We start from the raw sequence: 23,466 nt of genomic DNA, 5'->3' as shown, positions 1-23,466 counted from the left end.
CTCAGCGGTCGCGTTCGTCACCCTCCGCGGCCACGGGAGGTTCGAGCTCACGGATCAAGTCCTGGAGTTCCGACCGGATCCAGTCGCGGGTGGCGACCTCGCCCAGGCCCATCCGCAGGGCCGCGATCTCGCGGGTCAGGAACTCCGTGTCGGCGATGCTGCGCTCGTTCTGCTTGCGGTCCTGTTCGAGGTTGACCCGGTCGCGGTCGGCCTGCCGGTTCTGGGCGAGCAGGATGAGCGGCGCGGCGTACGACGCCTGGAGGGACAGGGCCAGCGTCAGGAAGATGAACGGGTACTCGTCGAAGCGCAGTCCCGCCGGCGCCGCGATGTTCCAGAGCACCCACACGGCCACCACGAACGTCATCCAGACGATGAACCGCCCGGTGCCGAGGAAGCGCGCGATCCGCTCCGACAGCCGGCCGAAGGCGTCCGGGTCGTACTCCGGGAACAGGCTGCGGCGGCGTACCTGCGGCACGTCGATCCGGGCGCGGGCGCGCTCCCGGCGCTCCGCGCGGGCCCGTTCCCGGCGCTCGGCCCGGTCGTCGCCGGTGCGGTCGCCGCGGTCAGCGCGCATCCGTCACCCCCCACGCCTCGTCCACGCCGTGCGCCGCGGCCTCGCGCCAGTCGTCGGGCAGCAGATGGTCGAGCACGTCGTCCACGGTCACCGCGCCGAGCAGATGGCCTCCCTCATCGACGACGGGTGCGGAGACCATGTTGTACGTAGCCAGGTAGCTGGTCGTCTCGTACAGCGGGGTGTCGGGCGGCAGCGGCCGCAGGTCGCTGTCGACGATCGCCCCGACCAGGGTGAACGGCGGGTCGCGCAGCAGTCGCTGGAAGTGGACGACCCCGAGGTACTGGCCGGTGGGGGTCTCGTCGGGGGGCCGGCAGACGTACACCTGGGCGGCCAGGGCGGGGGAGATGTCGTGGATGCGGACGCGGGCCAGGGCGTCGGCGACCGTGGCGTCCGGGCGGAGCACGATGGGCTCGGTGGTCATCATGCCGCCCGCGGTGCTCTCCTCGTACTCCAGCAACCGCCGCAGTGGCGCCGCGTCCTGAGGCTGCATCAGGGTCAGCAGCCGTTCCTTGTCGGCCTCGGGCAGCTCGGAGAGGAGGTCGGCGGCGTCGTCGGGGTCCATCGCCTCCAGGATGTCCGCGGCCCGCTCCTCCTTGAGCTTGCCGAAGATCTCCATCTGGTCGTCCTCCGGCAGCTCCTCCAGGACGTCGGCCAGCCGGTCGTCGTCCAGTGCGGCGGCGACCTCGAGGCGGCGCTTGGCCGAGAGGTGGTGCAGCACGTTGGCCAGGTCGGCCGGGCGCAGCTGCTCGAAGGTGGCGAGCAGGTTGGCGGCGCCCTGTCCCTTCTCCTCGAGCGAGAAACCGGTGACGGCCGACCACTCGACGGTCAGCGCCTCGCCACCGCGACGCAACGGGCCTCCCTTGCGGCCGCGCTGCACGAAGACCTTGTCGATCTCCCAGTCCCGGCGGGCGGGCAGCTGGGTGATGGACACGTCCAGCACCGTGACCTCCTCGCCGGTCTCCACCAGACGCACCCGGCGATCGAGGAGTTCGCCGAGCACCAGGGTCTCGGTGGCCCGCTGCTCGAACCGGCGCATGTTCACCACGCCCGTGGTGATGACCTGGCCTGATTCGACGCCCGTCACGCGGGTCATCGGCAGGAAGATCCGGTGCCTGCTGATCACCTCGACCACCATGCCCAGTACACGGGGCGGCTTGCCGCCGATGCGCAGCATGGCCACCAGGTCGCGGACCCGGCCCACCTGGTCGCCGTTGGGATCGAACACCGCTACGCCCGCGAGGTGCGAGACGAATACGCGAGGGCTGCCGCTTGCCATCGCATTCGCCTCCTCATGGTCGGACAAATGATCTGATAACGGGTTCAGGCTAGCGTGCCCCGCTCACGCCCGCCCCGGTGCACGGTCCGGAAGGCTGCCGTGGAGCAGCCGTCACCCCGGCCGGTACGCTGCCGACTGCTGTCGGGGTGGTCCGCATGGAGGAGGCAGGCAGAGGTGACTGCGCGGAACGCGGTGGTCGTGGGAGCGGTGTGCGCGGGACTCGCCCTGGCGCTCGCCGGATGCGGGAGCGAGGAGCATCCCGACGCCGGCACGAACGGCGTGGCGAAGCTGTCCGCCTCGAAGATCGAGCGCAAGGCCCGCGACGCCGCCGGGAAGGCGGTGGCCGTACGTCTGTCCGGGACCGTCGTGGTCAGCAAGGGGCGTACGTACAAGCTCAACATGCGGCTCCGCGAGGACGGCGGCTTCGGCCATCTCGTCACCAAGGGCAGCACTTTCCGGCTCCTGCGGATCGACGAGGACCTCTACCTCAAGGCGGACGCCGACTTCTGGGCGGGCCAGAAGGGACAGCAGGCCGAGGGCACCTCGGTGGCCCGGAAACTCGACGACAAGTACGTCAAGGTGCCCGAGGGGGACCCCGCCTACAAGCAGCTCAGCGGCTTCACCGACATGAAGGTGCTGATGGACGGACTGCTCGGGCTGCACGGCAAGCTCGCCAAGGGCGATCGCGGTCAGGTGGGAGGCACCCGGACCGTCCGGATCACCGGGGACGACGGAGCCGGCGGCTCACTCGACGTCTCCCTGGAGGGCACGCCCTACCCCCTGCGCCTGCAGCGGGCGGGTGGCGCCGGAACCCTCCGGCTCACCGCGTGGAACAAGACGTTCGATCTGCAGGCCCCGGACGAGGACCAGGTCGTCGACTACGGCCGTCAGATCACCGCCGGCTGACATCCCTCACCGGCGGCGGCCCCGCCCCCTCCGGAACAGCAGCCGCGGGAGCCCCGCAGGGACCGGCCGGCGCGTGACGGCGGGACAGGGCGGCGGAGCCGCGGCCAGGTCGCCGTCCGGGAGCGGCTCGGTCCCGCCCGACGGCACCAGCCGCAGCACCCGGCACTCGCGGGCCCACCGCTCGGTCACGGTGCCCGCGTCGGGCGCGTTCAACCGCTTGCCCTTCAACTCGCCCACGGCGGACTCCCAGACCTCGCTCCGCGGCGCGGCCTCCTCGACGCGCGCCGTCCAGGAGACGAGCCGGCCGCCCTTGTCCTTGCTGCGCACGGTGACGATCGCAGGCCCGCCGTCGGCCAGCCCCAGCCCTTCGAACGGCTGCTCGCCCGTGCCGTCGCCGACCAGGCATGCCGCACCGTCGTGCCACACGTGCCACAGCGCCCGGGACCCGCCCGTGCCGCCCTGCACCCAGATCAGCCCCGACTTCTTCGTGGCCTCCTCGATGAGTGCGCGGTCCACCAGCGCCTGCGTCTGCGTCATGCCGTTCACCCTATGCCTCCTCGGCGGAGCCGGAACGCCGGGCGGCCCGCCGCCGGTGGCGGCACCGTGCCCGGGATCCTCCCCGGGCACGGACGCCTCCTCGTGCGCAGTCATGCCGTCCCGCGCCGTACCCTGGTGGCTGCCCGCTGCGCCGTCAGCCCCGTCCATACCGCTTCGAGGACATCCGTGCCGTCCAGTGCCCGTCCCGGCTCCGCCGGCGACCTCCGCGCCCCGACCGGCGTCCCGCAGCAGACCGTCAGGGCGCCGCACCAGCCCCTGGACCTGTTCCTCCTGGCGGTCGCGGTGTCGGGCATCTCGCTCTCTGCTCCGCTCATCGCCGCGACCGCCGCACCCGCTCTGGCCATCGCCTTCTGGCGCAACGCGATGGCCGTCGGGGCGCTGACGCCGTTCGCCCTCCTGCGCCACCGCGCCGAACTCGCCGGCCTGGGGCTGCGGAGAATACTGCTCTCCGCGGCGGCCGGGACGTTGCTGGCCCTGCACTTCGCCCTCTGGCTGCCCAGCCTGCACATGACATCCGTGGCCTCGTCGACCGCGCTCGTCACGACCACCCCGATCTGGACGGCGATCCTGCTGCGGCTGCGCGGGCACCGCCCGCCCGCTCTGGTCAAGGCCGGCGTCGTCGTGGCGTTCCTCGGTGTCGTCCTGCTGACCGGTGTCGACCTGTCGCTGTCGCCCCGGGCGCTGTTCGGCGACGCGCTCGCCCTCGGGGGCGGCGTGGCGGCGGCCGGGTACGTCCTCATCGGCGCGGAAGTGCGACGGACCGTCAGCACCACGGCCTACACGTACGTCTGCTACGCCACCACCTCGCTGCTCCTGCTGCTCGTCTGCCTGCTCTCGGGCTCGGCGCTGGCCGGGTACAGCGGCGGGACGTGGCTGAAGCTGCTCCTGCTCACGGGAGCCGCGCAGCTCCTCGGCCACTCGCTGATCAACCGGGTCGTGCGCAATCTGGGGCCGTCGGTCACCTCGACGGCGATCCTGTTGGAGACGCCGGGGGCGGCGCTGATCGCCGCCCTCTGGCTGGGGCAGACGCCGCCGGCCGCCGCCTACCCCGCCCTGGCCGTCATTCTGGCCGGCCTGGCCCTGGTCATCACCGGCGACCGGCGCCGGACGGGTTGAGGGGCAGGGCGCTCAGAGCCACCCGTGCCGCTTGAACCCGCGGTACATGTTGAAGCAGATGCCGACCATGACGGCCATCACCGTCGGGTAGCCGAACCGCCAGTGCAGCTCCGGCATGTACGTGAAGTTCATGCCGTAGACACCGCAGACCATCGTCGGTACCGCGATGATCGCGGCCCACGCGGTGATCTTGCGCATGTCCTCGTTCTGGGCGACGGCGGCCTGCGCGAGGTTCGCCTGGAGGATGGAGTTGAGGAGTTCGTCGAAGGACAGGACCTGCTCGTTGACGCGCACGAGGTGGTCGGCGACGTCCCGGAAGTACTTCTGGATGTCCGGGTCGACGACCCGCATCGGCCGCTCGCTGAGCAGCTGCATCGGTCGCAGCAGCGGTGAGACGGCCCGCTTGAACTCCATCACCTCGCGCTTGAGCTGGTAGATGCGGCTCGCGTCGCCGCCGCGCGAACTCCCGCCGCCGGTGGGGGAGAAGACCTCGATCTCGACGTCGTCGATGTCGTCCTGCACGGCGTCGGCGACCGCGATGTAGCCGTCGACGACCTGGTCGGCGATGGCGTGCAGGACGGCGGACGGCCCCTTCTCGAGCAGTTCGGGGTCGCCCTCCAGCCGGTGCCGCAGTGCCCGCAGCGATCCGTGCCCGCCGTGCCGGACCGTGATGACGAAGTCCCGGCCGGTGAAGCACATCACCTCGCCGGTCTCCACCACTTCGCTGGTCGCGGTCAGCGCGGCGTGCTCCACGTAGTGAATGGTCTTGAAGACGGTGAAGAGCGTTTCGTCGTAGCGCTCGAGCTTCGGCCGCTGGTGGGCGTGGACGGCGTCCTCGACGGCCAGTGGGTGCAGCCCGAATTCCTGGGCGATACCGGCGAATTCGGCCTCGCTCGGCTCGTGCAGGCCGATCCAGGCGAAGCCGCCCTCCTCCCGTACCCGGGCCATGGCTTCGCGCGGGGCGAGCCGGTCGCGCACGCGGCGGCCGCCGCGGTAGACGGCGCAGTCCACCACGGCGCTCGAGGTGCTGGGCTGGGTGACGGGGCCGGTGGGGTAGCCGGCGCCGCGGCGGCGGACGGGACGTACGGCGGCACGCAGATCGCGGATCATCGACATGACGGGCTCCTTCGCGGGTGGGCCGTCGGTGGCGCGGAGCCCCGGAGGTACGGGGGTCCGGTCGCCGCACCGCCTGGAATGGGGACGTGCGGCGGGCACGTCCGCACAGCGCGCGATGCGGCGGGGCCGAGGTGACGGCGATCGCTGAACACGGAACGGAACGAAGTCGAGGTCGCTCTTCCGCACAGTGCCGCGGGGCCGTATCGGCGGCGGCGCGTTCCCGGATGTCCGGGCAGCCGGTCGTCTCCGTGGTTCCACCGGAGCGGTGGACGTACGGGCTTCAGATCGCGGACGACGCGAGGGCGAAGGACGGGTCCGGCGCGGAAGAGCTGTCAGTACTGCACGGTCGACTGGGATCCATCGCAGCCCCACCTCCTCCGGCCGGTCCCCGTTGGGGGAGTACGCGGTCGCGGTGTCCACCGCGAGACCGATCGGCCCGTTGCCGGTGCAGAACACCGAAGGGCCAGCGCCCAAGACTAGCAGCCGGCGGAGGCCGACCGAACGTCATACCCAATGCGTGCGCGTTCTATGCTCACGACATGTCAGACGTTCTCCAGCTGGTGGAAACCCGGCTGCTCACCGCGCTCGGCACGCCCGACGCGCGCGCCGCCGTGACCTTCCTGGGCACGGACCGCATCGAGGTGCTGCGCTTCCACGACGGCGGCACGGTGCGCTATGTCACGCTCGGCATGTCCGCCCAGCCGATGACCGATCCGACCGCCGCGCTGGCCGATCCGGTGAGCGGCCCGCGCAGCGAACTGGTGCTGTCCGTCCGGGCCGGTGTCGCGGAGACCGACAAGGTCCTCCGTCCGCTCGCCGTGCTGGCCGCGTCCCCGCAGGTGGAGGGAGTCGTCGTGGCTCCCGGGGCCTCGCTGGACGTCGGTGAGCCGCTGTGGCCGGGGGCGGCGTTCTCGTCCGTGCTGGTGGGGCAGGCCGGCGGCCTCGTCGAGGATCTCGAACTGGATGAGCCGATGGACCCCGTGCGGTTCCTGCCGCTCCTGCCGATGACGGCGAACGAGGCGGCCTGGAAGCGAGTGCACGGCGCGGCCGAGCTCGAGTCGCGCTGGCTGAGGCACGGGACGGACTTGCGCGATCCGCTGCGGGGATCCGTGGAACTCCAGGACTGATCCGGGCCGGACCGGCCGCAGTGCGCAGGAGAGCCCGTGGGGGGGGCGCACCGGACGGATATGCCGCGCGGCACGCCATGAGTCGTACGGGCAACGGCAACTCGTGGCCGGAAGCCGCTGCTGACCGATGGGTAAGGGCGCGAAGGGGACCCGGACGGGTGATCGTCCTTGACGCGGCGACCGGCGGGGAGGACCGTTGGGGCCTATGAGGGGCGAACCCAGTTGCCCGAAGTGCGGTGGCCGCGTCAGGGCGCCCGGCCTCTTCTCCGATTTCTGGCAGTGCTCGGTACACGGACCCGTGCACCCTCTCCAGCCGGTCGTACCGCCGAGTGTGGAAGCCGTCGGGGTCGTCGCCAAGCGCGCCAAGGTGCCGGTCTGGATGCCCTGGCCACTTCCGGTCGGCTGGCTGTTCACCGGGATCGCCTCCGCGGGGGACGACCGCAACGGCGGACGTGCCACCGCCGTCGCCTGTTCCGGTCCCGGCCCGCTCGGCGGGATGGGCGAGTTGGTCCTCGTCGCCGAGGAGCTCGGCGTGGGCCTGGGAGCCCGGTACGCGGGAATCCCGGGGCCCGACCCGGGGTCCCGGATGAACGTCGGCAAGCCACCGCACACCAAGGTGCTCGCCGCCGGCCGTCCCACGCCGCTGTGGCTCGTCGAGGGCACCCCGTCCGATCGGGCCGTTTTCGCCGGAGAGGCCCGCGGCCTGTGGTTGTGGGCCGTCGTCTGGCCCGAACAGTCGGGGATGCTGCTGTACGACGAGCTGGTCCTGACAGATCTGCGTGAGGCCGGAGCCGAGCTCGACCTCCTGCCCTGCGGAGCGCTGTCGCCGCGCATTCTGTCCGGTCCCGACGACTGAGGCGCGACGGCGGCACGGGCGGGGCCGTCACCCGCCGCACTGCGCGTGACGGCTCCCCGATAGACTGAGCCGTCCCCCGTCTGCTGTCCGCCCTTGGAGTCGTGTCGTGCGCATCGACCTGCACACCCACTCCACGGCCTCGGACGGCACCGACACCCCGGCCGAGCTGGTGGCCGGCGCCGCGGCCGCCGGTCTGGACGTGGTCGCGCTGACGGACCACGACACCGTGGCCGGGCTCGACGAGGCGCGGGCGGCGCTCCCGGCGGGGCTCACCCTCGTCCCGGGCGCCGAGCTCTCGTGCCGCCTCGGCGGTGTCAGTCTGCACATGCTGGCCTACCTCTTCGACCCCGATGAGCCCGCGCTCGCGTACGAGCGCGAACTCCTGCGCGACGGCCGCATCCCCCGTGCCCAGGCCATGGTGGCAAAGCTGCAGGACCTCGGGGCGCCGGTCACCTGGGAGCAGGTGGCCCGGATCGCCGGTCTGGCCCCGGAGCCGGCCGCCGGTGAGGCGGCGGGCTCCACCGGAGGCGGCCGCTCGGTCGGGCGACCGCACATTGCCGCCGCCCTCGTCGAGGTCGGCGTCGTCGCCACCGTGTCCGATGCCTTCACCGGCGAGTGGATCGGCACCGGCGGCCGTGCCGACGTCCCCAAGCACGAACTCGATCCCTTCGCGGCGGTCTGTCTGGTCAAGGCGGCGGGTGGGGTCAGCGTCCTCGCCCATCCGCTGGCCGCCGTGCGCGGTGCGTGCATCCCGGACGGCGCCATCGGCGATCTGGCCGACGCCGGGCTCGACGGCGTCGAGGTCGATCACATGGACCACGACCGGGCGACCCGGGCGCGGCTGCGTGGGATGGCCACGGAACTGGGGCTGCTCACCACCGGCTCCAGCGACTACCACGGCAGCCGGAAGTCCTGCCGGCTCGGTGACTCGACGACCGACCCCGAGGTCTACGGCGAGATCGTCCGGCGGGCCACCGGGGCGTTCCCCGTCCCCGGTACCGGCGGCTGATCCGGACAGCGCTCGGAACCCCCGCAAGGCCCTGGCGTCGTCGCCGGGCTGCAGTCCCGTGCCGCCCCTTTCCTGTCCCCTTTTCCTCCCACACCTCGCGCAAGGCCATCATCGTGTTCGACTTCGCTCTGTTCGGATCCGTCTTTGTCACTCTTTTCGTGATCATGGACCCGCCCGGGATCACTCCCATCTTCCTGGCACTGACCTCGGGCCGTCCGGTCAAGACCCAGCGCCGGATGGCCTGGCAGGCGACCGCCGTCGCGTTCGCGGTCATCGCGGTCTTCGGTCTCTGCGGGCAGCAGATCCTGGACTACCTGCACGTCTCCGTCCCGGCCCTGATGGTCGCGGGCGGGCTTCTGCTGCTTCTCATCGCGCTCGACCTGCTCACGGGCAAGAGCGACGAGCCGACCCAGACCAAGGACGTCAACGTCGCCCTGGTGCCGCTGGGCATGCCGCTGCTCGCGGGGCCGGGTGCGATCGTGTCGGTGATTCTTGCGGTCCAGGGCGCCGACGGCTGGGGCGGTCAGCTCTCGGTGTGGGCGGCTATCGTCGCTCTGCATGCGGTGCTGTGGCTGGCCATGCGCTACTCGCTGCTGATCATCCGTGTGATCAAGGACGGCGGGGTGGTGCTCGTGACCCGGCTCGCCGGGATGATGCTCTCCGCCATCGCCGTGCAGCAGATCGCCAACGGTGTCACGCGGTTCATCCAGGGGGCGTGATCGCGGGCCGGGACTCCGGGAAACGCGAAGGGCGCCCCCGCAACAGCGGGGGCGCCCTTCGCGTGCGTCGGTCAGCGGGCTGCGGTTTCTGCCGGGCGGATGTAGATGCGCTGGCCGATCGCGGCGGCCTGCTGCACGATCCGGTTGACGGAGGCGGCGTCCACGACGGTGCTGTCCACGGCGGTGCCGTCGATGTCGTCCAGGCGCATGATCTCGAAGCGCACGGCTTCTCCCTTCGTCGGTGATCCTCCTGAGGAGAACTTCTGATGCGGGGGTTTCGATACTCGTCCCGCGGTGGTTCACGACGGTTGCCCGTCCGTTAAGAGTGGATTGCGGGACTTGCTGCCGCAACACGGTTACTTCTGTCCAACGCAGGGCCCACCGCAAACATTCCCTACGCTAACGAAATTTTTTCATTAGCTAAGCATTGGGTGGGTGCGTGGTGCCGTCAGTTCGTTCCGTGGGGGCGGCCCGAGCGCGGGCCGTGTCCGGTCAGACCGTGTTCCAGAACTCCAGGAGGGCCCGGGCCGTGGCCTCCGGCTGCTCGGCGTTGGGTGAGTGCTCCGCCCGCTTGATCCGGGTCCGCCGCGCCCCCAGCCCGGCGGCCATGGCGTCCAGCAGCGGTACCGGCCAGGCGTAGTCCCGCTCGCCCGAGATCACGTGCACCGGCATCCCCGTACCGGCCAGCTCCGCCACCCGGTCCGGCTCGCTCATCAGTTGCCGCCCGGTCGCGATCAGCTGTTCCGGGACGTTGCCCAGCCACCGGCGGTGCAGGAACTCCGTCACCACGCGGGTCTCCTCGGCTGCCTGCGCATCGCGCTCCTCGGCGAGGTCCTCCGGCGGGTCGATCGCCTGCATTGCCTGCCAGACGGCCTCCATGCCCGACTCCCGGCCCTCGCTCGCGGGGATGCCGGACAGGGCCTCGATCAGCAGCGCGAGGCGGCCCTGCTCCGACTCGCTGATGGCCGCAGGGCCCGAACTCATGACGGTGAACGACCGGAAGGGCGCCGCGTCGAGCAGGACGGCTGCCCGTGAGATCAGTCCGCCGAGCGAGTGGCCCAGCAGGTGGACCGGCCCGTCGTCGAGCGCCGCAACCTGCGCATGGACGTCCAGCGCCAGTTCGGACTGCGCGTACGCGGACTCGTCCCACGGCCCCGGCGTCTCGTGCTGCCCCCGGCCGTCCACCGCGACCACCCGGTACCCGGCACCGGTCAACGGCTGCAGGAGTGCGATGAAGTCCTCCTTGCTGCCGGTGAAGCCCGGCACGAGCAGGGCCGTTCCACGCCGGGGCGACCCGGCGGACGGAACCGACTCGTGCACGGCGAAGGTGCCGCGGGTGGTCTCGAGGCGGTACGCCCGGGCACAGCCCGGGAGGGTGAGGATCGGCGGCCTGCTCATGAGGCGAGGCTAGCGCCCCGTTTCCCGTCCGCCGCGGCCGCCTCCGTCTGTGTCGTGGCGCGGCAAGGGTCCCGGACGCCGGCGACCGCCGGTGTCCGGGACCCTTGCCGCGGACGGAAAACGCCTCAGCTCTCGGCGGAGCCGGTCTCCGCCGTCGCCGAACTGCGGGTGCGGCGGCGCCGGCGGGCCGGCTTCTGCTCGGTCGCCTCGGCCGCGGTTGCCGGCTGGACCGGCGCATTGCCGCCCTGCTCCGCCGCGGGCTTGACTCCGCCGCGGGTGCGGCGGCGCCGGCGCGGCGTACGGGCAGCGCTCTCGTCATTCCCGGCCGGGGTATCGGTGTGCGCCGGCTCCTGCTGCTGGGCTTCGCCCTCCACCGGGGCTCCCCGGCGGGTGCGGCGCCGCTGGCGCGGCGTGCGTGTCCGGGCGGGGGCCTCTGCCGTAGCGGCTGCACTGCGGCCGGTGCGGCGTCCCCGGCCCCCGGTCTCGCCGAGGTCCTCGATCTCCTCCGCGCCGAGACCGGCACGGGTCCGTTCGGCGCGCGGCAGTATGCCCTTCGTGCCCTCGGGGATCTCGAGCAGCGCGTACAGGTGCGCCGACGTGGAGTACGTCTCCTCCGGCTCGTCGAACGGCAGGTCCAGCGCCTTGTTGATGAGCTTCCAGCGCGGGATGTCGTCCCAGTCGACCAGCGTGACGGCCGTGCCCGACCGGCCCGCGCGGCCGGTGCGGCCGATGCGGTGCAGGTAGGTCTTCTCGTCCTCGGGGGACTGGTAGTTGACCACGTGGGTCACGCCGTCGACGTCGATGCCGCGAGCGGCGACGTCTGTGCACACGAGGACGTCCACCTTGCCGTTGCGGAAGGCGCGCAGCGCCTGCTCGCGGGCGCCCTGGCCGAGGTCGCCGTGCACCGCGCCGGAGGCGAAGCCACGACGCGCGAGCTGATCGGCGATGTCCGCGGCGGTCCGCTTGGTACGGCAGAAGATCATCGCGAGCCCGCGGCCCTTGGCCTGGAGGATGCGGGAGACGAGCTCCGGCTTGTCCATGGAGTGCGCGCGGAAGACGTGCTGGGTGGTGTTGGCGACGGTCTGGCCCTCGTCGTCCGGCGCGGTGGCGCGGATGTGCGTGGGCTGCGACATGTAGCGCCGCGCGAGCGAGATGACCGCGCCGGGCATGGTCGCCGAGAAGAGCATGGTCTGACGCTTGGCCGGCAGCAGCTGGATGATCTTCTCGACGTCGGGCAGGAAGCCGAGGTCGAGCATCTCGTCGGCCTCGTCCAGGACCAGGGCCCTGACCGAGGACAGGCTCAGCTTCTTCTGACCCGCCAGGTCGAGCAGCCGGCCCGGGGTGCCGACGATGACGTCGACGCCCTTCTTCAGCGCCTCGACCTGGGGCTCGTACGCGCGGCCGCCGTAGATCGCGGTCACCCGGACGTTGCGCACCTTGCCGGCGGTCAGCAGGTCGTTGGTGACCTGCTGGCACAGCTCGCGGGTAGGGACCACGACCAGTGCCTGGGGGGCGTCGGTCAGCTGCTCGGGACGGGCCCGGCCTGCCTCGACGTCCGCGGGGACGACGACACGCTCGAGGAGCGGCAGACCGAATCCGAGGGTCTTGCCGGTGCCGGTCTTGGCCTGGCCGATGACGTCACTGCCGGACAGTGCGACCGGGAGCGTCATCTCCTGGATGGGGAACGGGGACGTGATGCCGACGGCCTCGAGAGCCTCGGCTGTCTCGGGGAGGATCCCGAGATCTCTGAACGTAGTCAGGATGCTTGCCTCTTCTGTGAGACGCGGCGCGTGAGGGCCTGAACCCCTCCTCTCGAAGGCGACCGAGCGAGTGAGGGTCGTACCGCGCCGGCTTGCGACCGGCCATGTTCGGCCGGGAGGCGCAGGACCACTAGCTCTCGCTCGTCCGCTCGCGCCGCGAGCGTCCCCTCCTGTGGCGTTCCGTACATTTCGTACGCTCCGCGCGGAGGGCGGTCGGGTTGGAGCCGATCGGGCCACCGACCGGGCATCCGCTGGTGCCACGGACGTGCAGTGGCGTCCGCATCGACGCCGAGGAGTCCGGGACCAGCATGCGATCACCCGCCGTTGTCCAGCGGGCAGCCATATCACTGTACCCCGGAATTGCGCATATGTGTCGAGGTGATCTTCCCGGTCCGGGCCGGGCGGCCGGCCGAGCGGCACGGATCCCCGAGCACGGGGGAGCGGAACCGCCTGCCCGGGGCGGGCTATTGTGCGCTGCATGGAGAAGCCTGACGAGACCCCCGCCGCCGCCGAAGAGCACACCGGATTCGCCGCCCAGGACTGGCACACGGCGTCCGCCGACCCGGACTACCGGGCTGCCGTCGTGGATCTGATCGGGGCGCTCGCCTACGGCGAGCTCGCGGCCTTCGAGCGGCTGGCCGAGGACGCAAAGCTGGCGCCCGCGCTCGAGGACAAGGCCGAGCTGGCGAAGATGGCTTCCGCCGAGTTCCACCACTTCGAGCAGCTGCGCGACCGGCTTTCCGCCATCGACGTCCCGCCGACCGAGGCGATGGAACCGTTCGCGTCCGCGCTCGACGAGTTCCACCGCCAGACCGCCCCGTCGGACTGGCTGGAGGGCCTGGTCAAGGCGTACGTCGGCGACTCGATCGCCAGCGACTTCTACCGGGAGGTGGCGGTCCGGCTCGACTCGGACACCCGGAGCCTGGTGCTGCGGGTGCTGGACGACACCGGCCACGCCGAGTTCGCGGTCGAGAAGGTCCGTGCGGCCATCGAGGCCGACCCGCGGGTGGGCGGCCGGCTGGCGCTGTGGGCACGCCGCCTGATGGGGGAGGCGCTCAGCCAGGCGCAGCGGGTGGTCGCCGAGCGCGATGCCCTCTCCACGATGCTCGTCGGCGGCGTGGCCGACGGCTTCGACCTGGCCGAGGTCGGCCGGATGTTCTCGCGGATCACCGAGGCCCACACCAAGCGGATGGCGGCGCTCGGGCTCGCCGCCTGAGCAGGGCGCCGGCCGGCGGCGCCGATGCGTGGCGCCCGTCTGCGGCACGGGCGCCGGCGGGCACGATTGCGGACCGGAGGTCGGGAGGAACGGTGTCCCGGTCGCTCCGGGTCGCGCCCTTTGCCGTGGCGGGGAGTGCGGTCCGCCCGGACCGGAGTCAGATCGTGGCGGAGCGGGTGCGCGCGGCCGGGCGGATCAGCAGGGACAGCAGGGCGACGCCCAGGGCAAGTGACCCGGCGAGAGCGGCCGGACCGTGCCCCGGGCCCATCATCCCGTGGGTGAGCAAGCCCCCGGACAGGGCGGCGACGAGACCGGTGCCGAGCACGAGGAGCCGCGACGGCAGCCGCTCGGGCGCCCACCGGAGCCCGGCGTACGAGAGGGCGATCCCGATCAGTGCCGAGCCGAGCGTTTGCCAGATCACCACGCTGCTCCCTCTCGTGTTGCCCGCGGCCGAAGGCGACAGGTCGGTGCACATCGGTCCGTCCGGTACTACCCCTGTGGCGCCCGGCACAATCCTCTGCGGATCCGGCACGTCCCGCCACCGGTCACGTCCTGCCGGAGCGGACCGCGGCGCCCTCGGCCGGGGAAGCGGAGAACGGCAGCGGCGGCCCGGAAGCCGTGACTTCCGGGCCGCCGCTGCCCGCGTGCGTGCCGTGTGCCCCTATGCGCCGAAGCCCACCTTGCGGGCGGTCGGTTCGCCGATCTCGACGTAGGCCAGCCGGTCGGCCGGGACGATGACCTTGCGGCCGTGCTCGTCCTCCAGGCTGAGGATCCGGGCCTTGCCGTCGAGTGCGGCGGTCACCGCGCGCTCGACCTCGTCCGCGGACTGCCCGCTCTCCAGGGTGATCTCGCGGGGCGTGTGCTGCACGCCGATCTTGACCTCCACGACTTCGTCCCTTTCCATGTTCGGGTCCCCGCGGCGAAGCCCCGGGGAGATGCGCGGTCCCCGCGCAGTACGACAGGACACACTAGCCCGGCGCGGGATCCGCAGGCGGCTGCGGACGCATGCCCGCAGCGAACAGCGACCCTCAGCCCTTGCCGGCCGACGGGTGCATGGGGAAGCCGGCGATGCCCCGCCACGACAGCGACGAGACCAGCTTCGCCGCCGACTCCCGCGGCAGTTTCTGGCCGGAGCCCAGCCAGTAGCGGGCGGTGATCTGGGCCATGCCGCAGAGGCCGACTGCGAGCAGCATGGCCTCGTCGGCGGGCAGGTCGGCGTCCTCGGCGATCACCTCGCTGACCGCCTTCGCGCAGTCCAGCCCGACCCGGTCGACCCGCTCGCGGACGGCGGGCTCGTTGGTGAGGTCGGACTCGAAGACCAGACGGAACGCGCCGCCCTCGTCCTCGACGTAGGTGAAGTACGCCTCCATCGTCGCCGCCACGCGCAGCTTGTTGTCCGTCGTCGAGGCCAGTGCCGAGCGCACCGCCTGGAGCAGGGACTCGCAGTGCTGGTCGAGCAGGGCCAGATAGAGCTCGAGCTTGCCGGGGAAGTGCTGGTAGAGCACCGGTTTGCTGACTCCGGCACGCTCCGCGATGTCGTCCATCGCCGCTGCGTGGTAACCCTGCGCGACGAAGACCTCCTGGGCGGCGCCCAGCAGTTGGTTCCGTCGGGCATGACGCGGCAGGCGCGTGCCCCGCGGGCGAGCCTCGGTCTGCTCGATGGCTGTCACGCCGCCTCCCTGGTTGTTCGGTGTGCGATCGGAGGCCGGGCGGGGCCCGGCGCCGCTCCGCCATCGTACTTTTCGGTAACCGTGGTGTGCGCGGTGTGGACGGAGAAAATCACCGACCGAACACTGTTCGGGTGCGACAAACGGCCCGGATCACCGGTAATCGTCCTCGTCCTCGCCGACCACCCGGGCCTGCTCGATGGCATCCGCCGGGTTCGCATCCTCGAGGTCCCGGTCCGACAGCGGCTGGTCCTCCTGCGGCAGCAGGTCGGTCATCTGTTCGGCCGCGTCGGCTTCGGGTGCTTCCAGGTCGACGCCGACCTCCTGCGGAACGTCGTCCGCGAAAGTGGCCGGGTCCGTGGGATCGACAGGCATGTGACTCCCCTTTCCGGGGCGGGCGCCCTGCACCCGAGCGTAGGCCCTGTCCGCCACGTCCCGCCGGGTCGCCGCACGGCTGACGGCGCCGTCCGTGACCGGAATCCGGACGTCTCCGGCAGATCTCCCCCGGGTGCCGGCGTCGCCCGGAGCCCGCGGACGTCCCCACCTGCCCGTACGAGCGGCGGCAGTCACGGACGCGCCGCGGGAAAGGACACCCGGTCGATGTGACCGTGCACACAGCCGGGACGGGTGTGATCCTCTCGTAACATTGCGGCATGTCTTCGACCGAGCCGCCGGAAACCCGTTCCGTCGCAGGGGCCCAACCGGTCGAGGGGGTCGGTCTGCCCGTCGGCGAGGGCCTCCACACGGTGTCCCTTCCCGGGCTGACGCTTGCCGTGCGCTCCCGCACCGAGGCGTCCCCGGGCCTTCCGCCGGCGCTCTACGTGCACGGGCTCGGTGGCTCCTCGCTCAACTGGTCCGCGCTGATGCGTGAGTTGACGGACCGTGTGGAAGGGCACGCGCTCGATCTTCCGGGGTTCGGCCACTCGTCGCCGCCCGACGACTCCGACTACTCGCTGTCCGGGCACGCGCGGGCGGTCGTCCGCTACCTCGACTCCTCCGGGCGCGGCCCGGTGCACCTGCTCGGCAACTCGCTGGGCGGCGCGGTGGCCACCCGGGTCGCGGCCGTGCGGCCGGACCTCGTACGCACCCTCACGCTCGTCTCGCCCGCCCTCCCGGAGATCCCGCCGCAGCTGAGCGCGTTGCCCACCGCGCTGCTCGCCGTGCCCGGAGCTGCCGCGACGTTCGCCCGGCTCACCCGCGAATGGACGGCGGAGCGTCGCACGCGCGAGGTACTCGCGCTCTGTTACGGCGACCCCGCACGGGTGAATCCCGACGGCTTCGCGGCCGCGGTGGAGGAGTACGAGCGGCGGCTGACCCTGCCGTATTTCTGGGACGTGATGACGCGCTCGACGCGCGGCGTGGTGGATGCCTATACCTTGGGGGGCCGTCATTCCCTGTGGCGGCAGGCGTCGCGGGTCAAGGCCCCGACCCTCCTGGTCTACGGAGGCCGGGACCGGCTGGTGTCCTTCCGGATGGCCCGGCGGGCGGCCGCCGCCTTCGGGGACTCGCGCCTGCTGACCCTGCCCCGGGCAGGGCACGTGGCGATGATGGAATACCCGGAGATGGTGGCGCGGGCCTTCCGCGAGCTGTTGGACGAGACGAGTACCGATGCGGGCGGGAGCTGACTCGAGGCGTGGGACGTCATAGCCGTCGAAGCCGACCCGAGGAAACGGGCGGCCTGCCGGCCGGGCCCGGCGGCATGGAGGAGTACGCAGGGCAGGCGCCGGCGGAGCCGGCGCCCCGGCGTGCCGAGGGCGGCGCCGAACCCCGTGCGGGGATGCACCGCGGCCCCGGCGGCGTCGAGCCGTCCTCGTCCGTCCGCGGCGGCCACCCGGAGCAGCTCGAGCCCGGCGGGGGCTGGGGGGCACCCGGCCCCGGTGTCCCGCCACCGGCGCCGCGGGCGCCGGGAGGGCGCCGGCGCATATCGGAACCGCGTCAGGAGTTCGTCGACGCCTTCGACGACGACGTCTACGGGACGATGCCCATCGCCGTCCGCGAGGCCGCGGAGGTCGGACGGCCCGACGGGAACGCCGATGCGTACGACCGCGACGCGTACGACCCCGGCCCGGATGCGGCGGGCGCGGACGAGGACGGAACCGGGGACGGAGAGCCCGAGTCGGGTGACCGGCGCCGGGCGGGGATCGGCCGCGGCTTCACCGGGGTCGCCGCTGCCGCCGTGACCACGGTGCTCGCGGTGGTGGTGGCGGGCCAGGTCGCCGACCCGCGCAGCGCCAACCGCGATCTGCCGTCGGCGAGCGAGGTCATGGGCAAGAACGGCCGCACGACCTCGCGTTCGGACGACCGGCCGGCCGGCCGTGAGGCGTCGCCCGGTCCCGTGACGTACGACGAGAAGATGGACGCGAAGTACCCGTTCGACCCCGACTTCAACGGGCCGGGAACGTTCCGGGCGATCGGCGGGCGCGACCCGGCCCCGGGCAAGGGGTCCGTGGTCCGGTACCGGGTCGACATCGAGGACGGCATGCAGCTGGACGGCGATCTGTTCGCCGAGGCGGTGCACAAAACCCTCAACGACGACCGGAGCTGGGGTCACGGCGGCGTCCGCACCTTCGAGCGGGTCTCGTCCGGCGATGCGGACTTCGTGATCACTCTGGCCAGCCCGGGCACCACCGCGAAGTGGTGTTCCAGATCGGGGCTGGACACCACGGTGGACAACGTCTCCTGCGACTCGGCGTCGACCGAGCGCGTCATGATCAACGCGTACCGGTGGGCCCGGGGGGCCAGAACCTTCGGCGCGATGATGACCGCTTACCGGCAGATGCTGATCAATCACGAGGTCGGGCACCGGCTGGGGCTCAATCACCGTGCGTGCCCCCGAGAGGGTGCACTCGCCCCGGTGATGATGCAGCAGACGAAATACCTCACGACCAACGGCGTCACCTGCAAGCCCAACGCCTGGCCGTATCCCGGGAACTGACGGTCTGCTCGGCCCGGTCCGGCACGCCGCACGGTGAGCCGCGGGCCGGGCTCTCCGGGGCGCAGAACGCCGCCGGGCCCGGAAAGTCACGGTCGTTCACCCCTTCCGGTGGCGTGACGGACAACCGTCCGCCCCGCCGTCCTCCGGCGCATAGCGTCGTCCCGTCGGCCGTCAGGGCTCTTTTCACGCGAAGATCGGGGGTGCACTCGTGCGCATCGGACTTCTTACGGAGAGTGGTTATCCGTACGCGACAGGTGAATCCGGGCGGTGGTGCGACCGGCTCGTGCGCGGGCTCCCCGAACACGACTTCGACATCTTCGCGCTGACCCGTGGCCGCCCGGCACCGGTCGGCGATCCTCCGGTCCCCCGGCAGGTGCGCCGGGTGCGCACCGCACCGCTGCTGGGCCCGGCTGCCCTGGCGGCTCCGCTCGGCGGCAGCGCCGGGAGGCGGTGGCGGCGCCGTTTCGCCGAGCACTTCGGGCAGTTGGTGAGCGCCGTCTGCGCCCCCGGGCAGCGGCAACCGGCCGGGTCCGGGCCGAGCGGGCCCGGGCCGGCCGCCGATCCCGGCTTCGCCGAGGCGCTGTACGGGCTCGCCGAGTTGGCCCGGGAGCACCCAGGGCTGCCCGGAGCGCTCCGCTCGGAGGCGGCGGCACGGATCCTCGAGCGCGCATGCCGCACCCCGCGCGCGCTGCCGGCCGTCAACGCCGCCCAGCCGGCCGACCTGCTCGCCGTCGCTGAAGAGCTCGAGCGCCGGCTGCGGCCGCTCTCCCTGGACTGGCACGCCGACGACGAGAAGGGACTGGGCAGCCTGGACCTGTGCCACGCGACGTCCAGTGGCGCCGCGGCCCTGCCCGGCCTGCTGGCCAAGCGCTTCCACGGCGTGCCGCTGCTCGTCACCGAGCACGGTTCGGGGCTGCGCGAGCACTACCTGGACCGGTCCAGGGCGCCGCTCGGCGCACCGGCCCGGGCGCTGCTGGCCTCGTTCCGGGGCCGGACGGCCGCCGAGGTCTACGACCGGGCCGCCGTGGTGACCGCGGGCAACACCCACGTGCGCCGCTGGCAGCAGCGCTGCGGAGCCGATCCGGCCCGGATGCAGACCGTCTACCCCGGCTGGGAGGACCACGGGCTCACCGCCGTCGCGGAACCGGAGGCCGACGACGCCGCGGACACGTCGGACAGCGGCCGGACCCTGGTCTGGGTCGGACACGTGGAACCCTCGAAGGACCTTGTGGCCCTGCTGCACGCCTTCGCCCGGGTGCGCCGGGAGATGCCCGGGGCGCGGCTGCTGATCGCCGAGACCGGACCTCGCGGCGGCGCGTCCGCCGGGCACCCCGAATCCACCGTCTACACGGCACACTGCCGCGCCTTGGCCGCCCAGCTCTTCCCGGACGAGGCCGCCAGCGCCCTCGCGGTCGGCGACAATCCGGTGGCCTTCGAGCCGGTCGGCGGACTCGAGATTCCGCGGCTCGCCGATGCGTACACCGCTGGGGGCGTCGCCGTGCTCTCCAGCGTCGTCGAAGGCTTCCCGATCGGCCTGGTCGAGTCCATGTTCGCCGCCCGGGCCACGGTGTCGACGGATGTGGGCGCGGTGTGCGAAGTCATCGGCGGCACCGGCCTCGTGGTGCCCCCGCGCAATCCACGAGCTCTCGCCGACGCATGCCTGGCGCTGCTGCGCGACTCCGGACGCCGGGCCCGGCTGGGCGCGGCGGCGCGGGCCAGGGCCCTCGAACTCTTCACGGTGGAACAGAACGTCTCCTCCTACCGCGGCCTCTACCTCGAGCTGGTCTCGCACTGCCCGGTCGAACGCGAAGAGGCCGGACCGGACGGCGGGCCGCTGCTCTTCGGGCGGACCGCGGAGAGTTCGGTGCCGGGCAGCTGGGCGGCCGCGGCAGCGCCTGTCGCCGTACCCGCGGCACGCACCCGGACGGTTCCCATCGCGGCCTCCCCGGTCCGCGGCGGGGTCCCGCACCGGGCCGGAACAGCCCCGGACCCCGTCGGTCCGAAGGCCGCCCGGGTCCTTCGGGGCGGGGAGGGCCGGGCATGAGCACCCATCCGACACCCCCCGGCGAATGCGCCGAGGGAGGCGCGACCCCGGCCCGCTCCGGCCCGGTGCGGCGTGGCTCCGTCGACCCGGTGCGCGCCCTGATGCAGCGTCACCGGGCACTGTGCGAACGTGCCGTCGACCCACTGGAGATCGCCGCCGGACTGGAGGCGCACGGCGTCACCGACCGGACAGCCGCCCGCTTCCGCCACCGTGACGTGTTCTCCCTCGCGGAAGAGCTCTACGCGCGCGTCCCGCGCGCCGCCCAGGCCCCGGTGGCGCCATCCGTACCGGCAGCGGCCCGCGCGGAGCGTGACCGCCCCGGCGCCCGCGGCCTGCTCCGCGCCGCTGTGTACCTGCTGCCGGGTGTGCTCGCGACGACGCCCGCCGCCGCTCTTCTCCTGCTGGACGAGGCCGACCCGGCGGTCCGCTTCGCGGCGGCCGCTGCCGGACTCGTCCTGGTCGCCCTGGCCCTGCGCCCCTGCCTGCGGCGAGGCCCCCTCCGGGTACGCCGGGGAGCACGGTCCGCCGCCCCCGCCGTCTGCTGGCTGCTGGGTTACGCCCTGCTCGGGGACGGCCTGCTGGCCCGAGGACTCGGAACCGCGGAGGCATCGGTGAGCGCATCGTCCGCCGTGCTCACCGCGGCCCTCGTCTTCGCCGTCGCTCCCGCCGCCTGGTGCGCCCGCTGGTTCGCGGTCCGCGCCCACCGGGGCCTGGCCGCCAGCCGGCATCTGGACGAGTTCGCGTCCGGCAGCCGTCCGCTCGTACCGGCGGCCGTCACCCTGTTCGCGCTGGCACTGGGAATCCTGCTCCTGTCCGCCGAGACGCTGCGGGTCCTCGCCCTGCCCGACGACCCCGGGGAGTACGGACGGCACGCCGTCGCCCCTGCGGCGGTCGCAGCGCTGGGGATCCTGCTCTTCGTCGCCAGGCTGCTCGCAGTCCACGGCCGCCCGCGCGCCGTGCTCGTCGGCGTCGGCGCCGCCGTCGCCGTCGAGGCCTCGGCCCTGGCCGTCGCGCTCGTCTCGCGGCTGCCCGGCTGCGAGGCCCTCGCCGCACCGGTCCGGGCAGCCGTGGCGGCGTACGGCCCCGCGGTGGTGCCGCTGGGCGCCTGCGCCCCGGCCGCACTCCTGCTGCTGGTCCTGGCCACCGTCCTGCTGGCCCGCGCCTCCGCCCACTCCGGCCGTCCGGCGGCCTGGGGGCAGAGCACGTCCCGGCCCGCCGCCCGGGCCGAACCCTCACGAGACTCCCCGATGACGCACCACCTCCTAGGAGACGAAGAGAGATGACCGCACACGACCTCGGAGCAACGGCTCCGCAGACCCCCGGAGCCGGGTGCGCAGCCGTGCGCCGTGCGCGCCCCGGCGAGCGGTGCGAGGAGGACGCGCGATGAGAGTCCTCCTGCTCGGCGCCAACGGGTACCTCGGACGGCACGTCGCCGACCGGCTGCTGGCCGACCCCGCGGTCCAGCTCACCGCCCTCGGCCGCGGCGACGATGCCGATGTGCGCTTCGACCTCGCCTCCGGCAGCCCGGGAGCGCTCACCCGCTTCCTGGACGCCGTTCACCCGGGCGTCGTCGTCAACTGCGCCGGGGCGACCCGGGGCGGAGCCCGCGAGCTGACCCGCCACAACACGGTCGCCGTCGCAACCGTCTGCGAGTCGCTGCGCCGCAGCCGCTGCGGGGCCCGGCTGGTGCAGCTCGGCTGCGCCTCCGAGTACGGGCCGTCGCAGACCGGTTCGTCCACGGCGGAGGACGCGCAGCCCCGCCCGGGCGGCCCGTACGGGGTGAGCAAGCTCGCCGCCACCGAGCTCGTGCTCGGTTCCGACCTGGACGCCGTGGTGCTCCGGGTGTTCTCGCCCGCCGGTCCGGGTACCCCGGCGGGGTCGCCGCTCGGTCGCCTCGCGGAGGCGCTGCGACGTGCGATGCAGTCCGGCGACAACGAGCTCAAGCTGACCGGACTCGGCGTGCAGCGGGACTTCGTCGATGTAAGGGACGTGGCACGCGCCGTGCATGCCGCCTCCCTCTCCGCGGCCCAAGGCGTGATCAACATCGCGTCGGGGCGCGCCGTCCGGCTGCGGGAGGCGGCGACCGTGCTGGGCCGCGTGGCGGGCTTCACCGGCTCGATCCACGAACTCGATAACCTCGGGCACCGCGGGCCGGGGCTCCCCTCTCCGGCGTCCTCGCTGGAACACCTGGGCGGAGCCGCTCTCCAGCCCTACCCGGACGGATGCGGTGGCTGGCAGCAGGCCGACGTGCGGACGGCACGCGACCGCCTGGGCTGGCGACCGCGCATCGGGCTCGAGGAGTCTCTGGCGGACATCTGGATGGAGGCGGCGTGTCGCATCTGATCTCCGCCGGGCGGCGGCGCGGGGCGACCGGCGTCCGCAACGGGCTCTCGCTCGGTGTCCCGGGATACGCGCATCCCCTCGTCGCGCCCACCGAGTGGGCCGAGCTGACCCGCCTCGACGGCTCCCTGGACTGGGCCGTGCTCAACATCGACCGGGGCCCGGGCGTCCGGCCCGACGGGCACTGCCTGGAGGCGGCCGGCCGGCTGACCAACCGGGCCGCGGTCGCACGGGAGAACTTCGGCGGCCAGGCGGGACCGGTGGCGTCCGGCCGTGTCCTCGGTCACCTGGATCTCCGGTTCGGGACACGGCCGTTCGGGGAACTCGTCTCCGACGCCCACCGCTTCCTCGAGTGGTACAAGGTCGACGGCTTCTACCTGGCGCGCTGTCCGGGTGACCGGTCCGGTCTGTCCGAGGTCGGCCGGCTCACCGCGACGCTGCGGGCCGTCCTGGAGGGTGCGTTCGTCGTCGCCGGACACGGCGTCCATCCCTGCCAGGAGTACCTGCAGCTCGCCGACCAGCTGGTGACGTTCGCGGGCCCGTGGGCCCGGTACCGCTGGTCGCAGGTCACGGAGTGGACGGCCGCCCACCCTCCGGAGCGCTTCTGCCACCTCGTGCACGGCGTCCCCCGGGCCCATCTCGAAGAGGCGATGCGCGTGGCCCGGTGGCAGGGCGCGGGGACCGTCTTCTTCACGGACCGGTCGGACCACCAGGGGCACGCGGAGGCCTGGGAGACGCTGCCCGGTTACTGGGACGAGATCGTCTCGCGGATCGGACCGGGTGTCTCGGAATGAGGAGGCCCGTGGCAGTGTTACGGGAAGAGCAAACCGTACTTCCCACCCACCAACG

General features: G+C 72.8%; 24 protein-coding genes. 13 read left to right on the top strand and 11 right to left on the bottom strand.

All coding sequences use genetic code 11. From position 1 onward, the window contains the following. Position 1: 1 nt before the first annotated feature. Together M1E25_RS02285 and M1E25_RS02280 are read right to left on the bottom strand one after the other, a co-directional pair. Positions 2 to 574, bottom strand: coding sequence for a DUF1003 domain-containing protein (locus M1E25_RS02285; protein WP_251408619.1), 573 nt, complete (start codon positions 572 to 574; stop codon positions 2 to 4). Beyond that, positions 564 to 1,850 carry a magnesium transporter MgtE N-terminal domain-containing protein gene (locus M1E25_RS02280; RefSeq protein WP_251408616.1) on the bottom strand — a complete coding sequence of 429 codons (1,287 nt, stop codon included), beginning with the start codon at positions 1,848 to 1,850 and terminating at the stop codon, positions 564 to 566. The genes M1E25_RS02285 and M1E25_RS02280 overlap by 11 nt, the downstream gene beginning before the upstream one ends. 174 nt (positions 1,851 to 2,024) lie before the next feature. Between M1E25_RS02280 and M1E25_RS02275 the strand changes: the two genes are divergently transcribed. Continuing rightward, complete coding sequence (locus M1E25_RS02275) at positions 2,025 to 2,756, top strand: hypothetical protein (protein WP_251408614.1); 732 nt, start codon at positions 2,025 to 2,027, stop codon at positions 2,754 to 2,756. Between the two features lie 6 nt (positions 2,757 to 2,762). Here the strand turns inward: M1E25_RS02275 and M1E25_RS02270 are convergent, their stop codons facing one another. Beyond that, on the bottom strand, positions 2,763 to 3,293 hold the full coding sequence (locus M1E25_RS02270; RefSeq protein ID WP_251408612.1) for a hypothetical protein: 531 nt from the start codon (positions 3,291 to 3,293) through the stop codon (positions 2,763 to 2,765). A 186-nt stretch (positions 3,294 to 3,479) separates the two neighbouring features. Between M1E25_RS02270 and M1E25_RS02265 the strand changes: the two genes are divergently transcribed. Further along, positions 3,480 to 4,430, top strand: coding sequence for a DMT family transporter (locus M1E25_RS02265; protein WP_372500498.1), 951 nt, complete (start codon positions 3,480 to 3,482; stop codon positions 4,428 to 4,430). A 12-nt stretch (positions 4,431 to 4,442) separates the two neighbouring features. On the opposite strand, the gene M1E25_RS02260 is transcribed toward M1E25_RS02265, so the two are convergent. Then, positions 4,443 to 5,546, bottom strand: coding sequence for a magnesium and cobalt transport protein CorA (locus M1E25_RS02260; RefSeq protein ID WP_251408609.1), 1,104 nt, complete (start codon positions 5,544 to 5,546; stop codon positions 4,443 to 4,445). A 539-nt stretch (positions 5,547 to 6,085) separates the two neighbouring features. Here M1E25_RS02260 and M1E25_RS02255 point away from each other — a divergent pair. The 4 genes from M1E25_RS02255 (at position 6,086) to M1E25_RS02240 (ending at position 9,257) form a co-directional block, all read left to right on the top strand. After that, on the top strand, positions 6,086 to 6,673 hold the full coding sequence (locus tag M1E25_RS02255) for a suppressor of fused domain protein (RefSeq protein WP_251408607.1): 588 nt from the start codon (positions 6,086 to 6,088) through the stop codon (positions 6,671 to 6,673). Between the two features lie 205 nt (positions 6,674 to 6,878). Further along, positions 6,879 to 7,529, top strand: coding sequence for a DUF6758 family protein (locus tag M1E25_RS02250; RefSeq protein ID WP_251408604.1), 651 nt, complete (start codon positions 6,879 to 6,881; stop codon positions 7,527 to 7,529). Positions 7,530 to 7,635: 106 nt separating this feature from the next. Beyond that, positions 7,636 to 8,538 carry a PHP domain-containing protein gene (locus M1E25_RS02245; RefSeq protein ID WP_251408601.1) on the top strand — a complete coding sequence of 301 codons (903 nt, stop codon included), beginning with the start codon at positions 7,636 to 7,638 and terminating at the stop codon, positions 8,536 to 8,538. Between the two features lie 113 nt (positions 8,539 to 8,651). After that, positions 8,652 to 9,257, top strand: a complete 606-nt coding sequence (locus tag M1E25_RS02240; protein ID WP_251408598.1) for a MarC family protein — start codon at positions 8,652 to 8,654, stop codon at positions 9,255 to 9,257. Between the two features lie 71 nt (positions 9,258 to 9,328). Here M1E25_RS02240 and M1E25_RS02235 read toward each other — a convergent pair whose 3' ends face one another. From M1E25_RS02235 to M1E25_RS02225, 3 genes are all read right to left on the bottom strand, one after another. Continuing rightward, positions 9,329 to 9,481 (bottom strand): DUF8834 family protein, encoded by a 153-nt coding sequence (locus M1E25_RS02235; RefSeq protein WP_251408595.1) that lies wholly within the window; start codon positions 9,479 to 9,481, stop codon positions 9,329 to 9,331. Between the two features lie 268 nt (positions 9,482 to 9,749). Continuing rightward, the gene (locus M1E25_RS02230) at positions 9,750 to 10,655 is read right to left on the bottom strand and encodes an alpha/beta fold hydrolase (protein WP_251408592.1); all 906 of its coding nucleotides are present in this window, start codon (positions 10,653 to 10,655) and stop codon (positions 9,750 to 9,752) included. Positions 10,656 to 10,780: 125 nt separating this feature from the next. After that, the gene (locus M1E25_RS02225) at positions 10,781 to 12,325 is read right to left on the bottom strand and encodes a DEAD/DEAH box helicase (protein WP_251408589.1); all 1,545 of its coding nucleotides are present in this window, start codon (positions 12,323 to 12,325) and stop codon (positions 10,781 to 10,783) included. Between the two features lie 568 nt (positions 12,326 to 12,893). Here M1E25_RS02225 and M1E25_RS02220 point away from each other — a divergent pair. After that, positions 12,894 to 13,631, top strand: coding sequence for a ferritin-like fold-containing protein (locus tag M1E25_RS02220; RefSeq protein WP_251408587.1), 738 nt, complete (start codon positions 12,894 to 12,896; stop codon positions 13,629 to 13,631). A 157-nt stretch (positions 13,632 to 13,788) separates the two neighbouring features. On the opposite strand, the gene M1E25_RS02215 is transcribed toward M1E25_RS02220, so the two are convergent. The 4 genes from M1E25_RS02215 to M1E25_RS02200 form a co-directional block, all read right to left on the bottom strand. After that, positions 13,789 to 14,055 carry a hypothetical protein gene (locus tag M1E25_RS02215; RefSeq protein ID WP_308290376.1) on the bottom strand — a complete coding sequence of 89 codons (267 nt, stop codon included), beginning with the start codon at positions 14,053 to 14,055 and terminating at the stop codon, positions 13,789 to 13,791. Between the two features lie 237 nt (positions 14,056 to 14,292). Next, a complete protein-coding gene (locus M1E25_RS02210; protein WP_251409041.1) occupies positions 14,293 to 14,517 on the bottom strand; it encodes a DUF3107 domain-containing protein in 225 nt (74 codons plus the stop codon). 142 nt (positions 14,518 to 14,659) lie between these two features. Beyond that, positions 14,660 to 15,301, bottom strand: coding sequence for a TetR/AcrR family transcriptional regulator (locus tag M1E25_RS02205; RefSeq protein ID WP_251408584.1), 642 nt, complete (start codon positions 15,299 to 15,301; stop codon positions 14,660 to 14,662). 150 nt (positions 15,302 to 15,451) lie between these two features. Continuing rightward, a complete protein-coding gene (locus tag M1E25_RS02200; RefSeq protein WP_251408581.1) occupies positions 15,452 to 15,673 on the bottom strand; it encodes an Rv3202a family protein in 222 nt (73 codons plus the stop codon). Between the two features lie 278 nt (positions 15,674 to 15,951). Between M1E25_RS02200 and M1E25_RS02195 the strand changes: the two genes are divergently transcribed. The 6 genes from M1E25_RS02195 to M1E25_RS02170 all read left to right on the top strand — a co-directional run bounded on the left by M1E25_RS02195 (position 15,952) and on the right by M1E25_RS02170 (position 23,411). Then, positions 15,952 to 16,923 (top strand): alpha/beta fold hydrolase, encoded by a 972-nt coding sequence (locus M1E25_RS02195; RefSeq protein WP_251408579.1) that lies wholly within the window; start codon positions 15,952 to 15,954, stop codon positions 16,921 to 16,923. 74 nt (positions 16,924 to 16,997) lie between these two features. Beyond that, positions 16,998 to 18,233 carry a DUF3152 domain-containing protein gene (locus tag M1E25_RS02190; protein WP_251408576.1) on the top strand — a complete coding sequence of 412 codons (1,236 nt, stop codon included), beginning with the start codon at positions 16,998 to 17,000 and terminating at the stop codon, positions 18,231 to 18,233. Positions 18,234 to 18,441: 208 nt separating this feature from the next. Further along, positions 18,442 to 20,277 carry a DUF3492 domain-containing protein gene (locus tag M1E25_RS02185; RefSeq protein WP_251408573.1) on the top strand — a complete coding sequence of 612 codons (1,836 nt, stop codon included), beginning with the start codon at positions 18,442 to 18,444 and terminating at the stop codon, positions 20,275 to 20,277. Further along, positions 20,274 to 21,560, top strand: a complete 1,287-nt coding sequence (locus M1E25_RS02180) for a hypothetical protein (protein WP_251408570.1) — start codon at positions 20,274 to 20,276, stop codon at positions 21,558 to 21,560. The genes M1E25_RS02185 and M1E25_RS02180 overlap by 4 nt, the downstream gene beginning before the upstream one ends. A 100-nt stretch (positions 21,561 to 21,660) precedes the next feature. Further along, on the top strand, positions 21,661 to 22,620 hold the full coding sequence (locus M1E25_RS02175; protein ID WP_251408567.1) for an NAD-dependent epimerase/dehydratase family protein: 960 nt from the start codon (positions 21,661 to 21,663) through the stop codon (positions 22,618 to 22,620). Then, on the top strand, positions 22,608 to 23,411 hold the full coding sequence (locus M1E25_RS02170) for a spherulation-specific family 4 protein (protein WP_251408564.1): 804 nt from the start codon (positions 22,608 to 22,610) through the stop codon (positions 23,409 to 23,411). Before M1E25_RS02175 ends, M1E25_RS02170 begins: the two co-directional genes overlap by 13 nt. Positions 23,412 to 23,466 lie beyond the last annotated feature (55 nt).

Source organism: Streptomyces meridianus (genome assembly GCF_023703325.1).
Taxonomy (GTDB): domain Bacteria; phylum Actinomycetota; class Actinomycetes; order Streptomycetales; family Streptomycetaceae; genus Streptomyces; species Streptomyces meridianus.
The sequence above is the reverse complement of the archived record's forward strand: the minus strand, read 5'-3'. Positions and strand labels throughout refer to the sequence as shown.